The organism is Thermoanaerobacterales bacterium (assembly GCA_030019475.1).
GTDB lineage: Bacteria > Bacillota > Desulfotomaculia > Desulfotomaculales > JASEER01 > JASEER01.
Genome location: JASEER010000001.1, coordinates 1 through 3,597 on the forward strand (window position 1 = coordinate 1; position 3,597 = coordinate 3,597).

The following is a 3,597-nucleotide window of genomic DNA, read 5'->3' on the forward strand; positions in this document are numbered from 1 at the left end:
GCGGGGCGGTCTTTCACGCTGCCCCGCGCTGGCAATGCTTGAGGTGGCCGAGGCGGAGGGGCGCCTGGATCCGGACACGGTGGTTATCGAGCCCACGAGCGGCAACACCGGGATCGGCCTGGCCTGGATCTGTGCCCGCAAGGGGTATCGCCTGGTATTGACCATGCCCGAGACAATGAGCCTTGAACGCCGCAGTCTGCTGGCCGCCTATGGGGCGGAGGTGGTCCTCACCCCGGCCGCGGAAGGAATGGCGGGAGCCGTGCGGAGGGCGGAGGAACTGGCGCGGAGCTATCCTAAAGCCTTTATCCCGCAGCAGTTCGCTAACCCGGCCAACCCGGCGGCGCACGAGGCCACGACGGGGATTGAAATCTGGAACGATACCGGTGGCGCGGTAGATATCCTGGTGGCCGGTGTAGGGACGGGGGGGACCCTGACCGGGACGGCACGGGCGCTCAAGGCGCGTAAACCGGGCCTGAAGGTGGTGGCGGTGGAACCGGCCGAATCGGCGGTGCTGTCCGGCGGGTCCCCGGGCACGCACCGGATTCAGGGTATCGGGGCCGGTTTCGTGCCACCGGTCTTGGAGCGGGAACTGGCCGATGAAGTCATGACGGTGACCGGGGACGAGGCCGCAAAGACGGCACGGCGCCTGGCGCGGGAAGAGGGTCTGCTGGTCGGGATTTCGTCGGGCGCGGCCTGTGCCGCTGCCCTGAGGCTGGCGGCCAGGCCCGAAAACGGGGGGCGGTTGGTCGTTACCATTTTCCCGGATAGCGGCGAGCGGTACATTTCCACCGGCTTGTTTACGGAATAGGTTCCCAGCGAACCACGATGTCTCCCCGCCGGAGCAGGCGGAGGCGGGTGCCGCTGGGAAGCTCACCGGCAAGGAGCGCCTTCTTAAGGCCGATATCGCTTACGATATCCTGATGCCCGTCAGGCCGAAGAACCTTAACCCGGTCTCCGGAACCGGCGGCCAGGAGGACGATCTCCTCTTCGTGGATCGGGGTGCCCAGGATCTTCAGCAGGATGAACACCCCGGGCAGGATAATGAGGATAAAGAGAAAAGCCGCTACGAAGTAAATACGGGGCAGGGTCGAGTTCAGGCCCCAAAGGGCGACGGCGATGGCGGCCAGGGCCGGGATAAGGAAGGTGGCGAACCAGCTTAAGCGGCTGAAGAAACGCACATATATCACCCAGATCTATTCTAACCAAGGTTTGTCCTGCCGTACAATACCAGACCTGGTAAAGCCACCGGCGGTCGCTCCGTAAAAGTCAAAGACGGCTTCCACGGCTCCGGCGTTGAACCGGTCCAGGCCGGCGGGGCGGACGATAATCAGACGGTCCCGGGGGCTGATCCCGACCATTACAGTAGAACCCTCCTGCAGCCCGTAAACGGAAACCGCTGCCGGGGGGAGCAAGTCGAGGAATTCCTTTGCCGCGGTTATGATTTGAAATACCGGCACCCTATCACCTCTCCCTGACTGGTGGCAGGGTTATTTTCCTCCCCAACCGGTATCCTTAATCGTCCTCGAAAAACTCCTTGTCCAGCAGTTCCTTAAAGCGGTCCGGGATGGGAACGGCCGCGGCCGCCGTTGTGCCGTCGGGAAGTTTCAGCTCATAGGTCAGTTCGTAACCGCCGTTCTCGCTCCGGCGGGGGCGCCATTGCTTGAGGATGGTTCCCTCTTGCATCATCTGGGAGATAACCGTTTCGTCACACCACTTGAAAAAAAGTTCCCGCAGTTCGTTCAGGTGTTCCAACACTGGTACCGCCTCCATAAATCACTACCGCTTATTATGCCATGACCCGCCGGAGCATTGGTAGTCTTCGCCGTTTCGGTTTTGGATCAGTACCACTTGCGTGTCAGGACCCAAAGTACGGTCAGCGCCAGGCCTACCGCCAGGGCAAGGGCGATACCGTTCAAAAGCAGCACCCACAGGAACTGGTTGGTCAACGGATCATCCCCCCTCAACATGCGCGTAGCCAGATTATGCACCGGTGGGAAGAGGTGTGATTAGGCGGAAAAAAGGGGAGACCGTTGCCGGCACGGTCCCCCCCGGAAAGCGGGTGACAGCGGGATTCATATACGGTTTTTTATGCCGGCGGCCCGGTCAGGTCAAACCGCAGGAGACCTTCAAAGAGCTGTGCATGGAGTAGTTCGTCGATCCGGATAGGCGTAATGACTTCCCTTACCAGCCGGGTACGCGCCATTTCAATGATCTCGGCATACATCGCGGCGGCCTCGCGCTCATCGGCGATGGCCGTTTCCACGCCTTCGCGGAAGTTGGTAATGACCGGCGGGGACACGATATCGGGTTCCGGGCGGCGGCCGGTGAGGCGTTCCAGCAGGTTTTCGATCATAAAGGCATGCCGTTGCTCGTCACGCCTTGCCAGGGCAAAGGCCAGAAAGGACTCGTAATTGGGTGCCAGGGTCATCATCTGCCCGTAGAACTCGATAGCTGTGCGCTCATCGGTAAGGGCCTCCCGGAGCATCCGGATGACCTCCATCCGTTCCAGCATAGTCCGTTCCCTCCTTGGTGGTTTGTTACATGTTATGAATATAGTGGCAAACATGCCCCTTCCTGCTTGAGACTTGGTACATAAAGAAAGACCCCCGCCAAGATGCGGAGGGCCTCAGACTGCGTAAGTCGTTTTAGGCCGGGCTGGCAAAGAGCAGAATCAGTCCTGCTATACCCAATAGCACGCCGGCGATGAGATGGTTTCTCGCCTTCGGCCTCCGTCTCTTACAAGCATCAGACCAGAGCCAGAACTGCAGTCCGGCGACCGCCCAGATGACGAGCCCGGCAAGTTGTTGCTTCAGTATCCTCACTCCAGTCCAAACGGCATGTCTTTTCCTTAAATGTATTACATTTGGGCCGGCAGGGGAAGTCCTGCACCGAGTCGAATACGCCTGTGGGGTATTCCCAGCGGCCGGCGGCGGCCCGCGAAAGGGGATGGTGTTTAGCGGTCTTGAGGGGGGCCCCAGGGAGGCCTCAAAAAGAGACAGCCCTGGCTCGTGCCAGGGCTAAGCTGTGCGTCGCTGTCAAAAGTGCTCATAATGGCCGCCTTGAGGTACGAAGCTGCAAAGACCTGGCCTGCCGCCTGGGGGTGGCGGAGCGGACGCTCCGGCGCGCAAAGTAAGAGTAGAACGTGGCGGCCATTTGACCGTCGTGGCTACTCGTCACGGTCGCCACGGCACTACCACTACGCTCCACGCATGCCATATCTTAACTCTGCCAAGACATAATACATATGGGTTCAGGGTGGCCGGGCGGGGGTGCGGGATGGCCTGGGCTCTTATCGTTTGCTACGCAGAAGAATCATCTGATCATCATGCTCATCAAGCCGGGCATCGAGGACCTCCAGCTTTTTCTCAATACGGGCTAAGGCCTCCATGACTACTTCACGGTCGTCGAACAAGGCTTTGATTTTGTCAATGACCTTATTCTCAATGTGGATTTCCAGCCTGTCCAAGCGTCTACCCAAGTTATCCTGGCCTTGATGCAATACTCCCATGTCGGCGCGTAGGGCCTTCAATTCCTGCCCTTGGGCGTCCTGGCCCTTCTCCAGGCGGGCCTGCCCTTCCTGCAGGCCGGTCACGTCCG

Annotated in this window: 5 protein-coding genes; 1 reads left to right on the top strand and 4 read right to left on the bottom strand. The window is 60.2% G+C overall.

Features of this window, described 5'->3' with window-relative positions:
• The coding region (gene cysK, locus QMC81_00005; protein ID MDI6905859.1) for a cysteine synthase A at positions 1-808 on the top strand (808 nt) is incomplete at its 5' end.
• Here cysK and QMC81_00010 read toward each other — a convergent pair.
• From QMC81_00010 to QMC81_00025, 4 genes are all read right to left on the bottom strand, one after another.
• The gene (locus tag QMC81_00010) at positions 798-1,187 is read right to left on the bottom strand and encodes a hypothetical protein (GenBank protein ID MDI6905860.1); all 390 of its coding nucleotides are present in this window, start codon (positions 1,185-1,187) and stop codon (positions 798-800) included. The two genes, cysK and QMC81_00010, sit on opposite strands and share 11 nt — an antisense overlap.
• Before the next feature lie 6 nt (positions 1,188-1,193).
• The gene (locus QMC81_00015) at positions 1,194-1,358 is read right to left on the bottom strand and encodes a hypothetical protein (GenBank protein ID MDI6905861.1); all 165 of its coding nucleotides are present in this window, start codon (positions 1,356-1,358) and stop codon (positions 1,194-1,196) included.
• Positions 1,359-1,512: 154 nt separating this feature from the next.
• Positions 1,513-1,755: a hypothetical protein gene (locus QMC81_00020; protein ID MDI6905862.1), complete on the bottom strand. Its 243-nt coding sequence runs from the start codon at positions 1,753-1,755 to the stop codon at positions 1,513-1,515.
• Positions 1,756-2,086: 331 nt separating this feature from the next.
• The gene (locus QMC81_00025; GenBank protein MDI6905863.1) at positions 2,087-2,512 is read right to left on the bottom strand and encodes a ferritin-like domain-containing protein; all 426 of its coding nucleotides are present in this window, start codon (positions 2,510-2,512) and stop codon (positions 2,087-2,089) included.
• Positions 2,513-3,597: the final 1,085 nt, after the last annotated feature.

Bases quoted from the DNA above. Each gene is read 5' to 3' on its own strand.
- QMC81_00025 (MDI6905863.1), bottom strand. From the start codon at position 2,512: ATGCTGGAACGGATGGAGGTCATCCGGATGCTCCGGGAGGCCCTTACC.
- QMC81_00015 (MDI6905861.1), bottom strand. From the start codon at position 1,358: ATGGTCGGGATCAGCCCCCGGGACCGTCTGATTATCGTCCGCCCCGCC.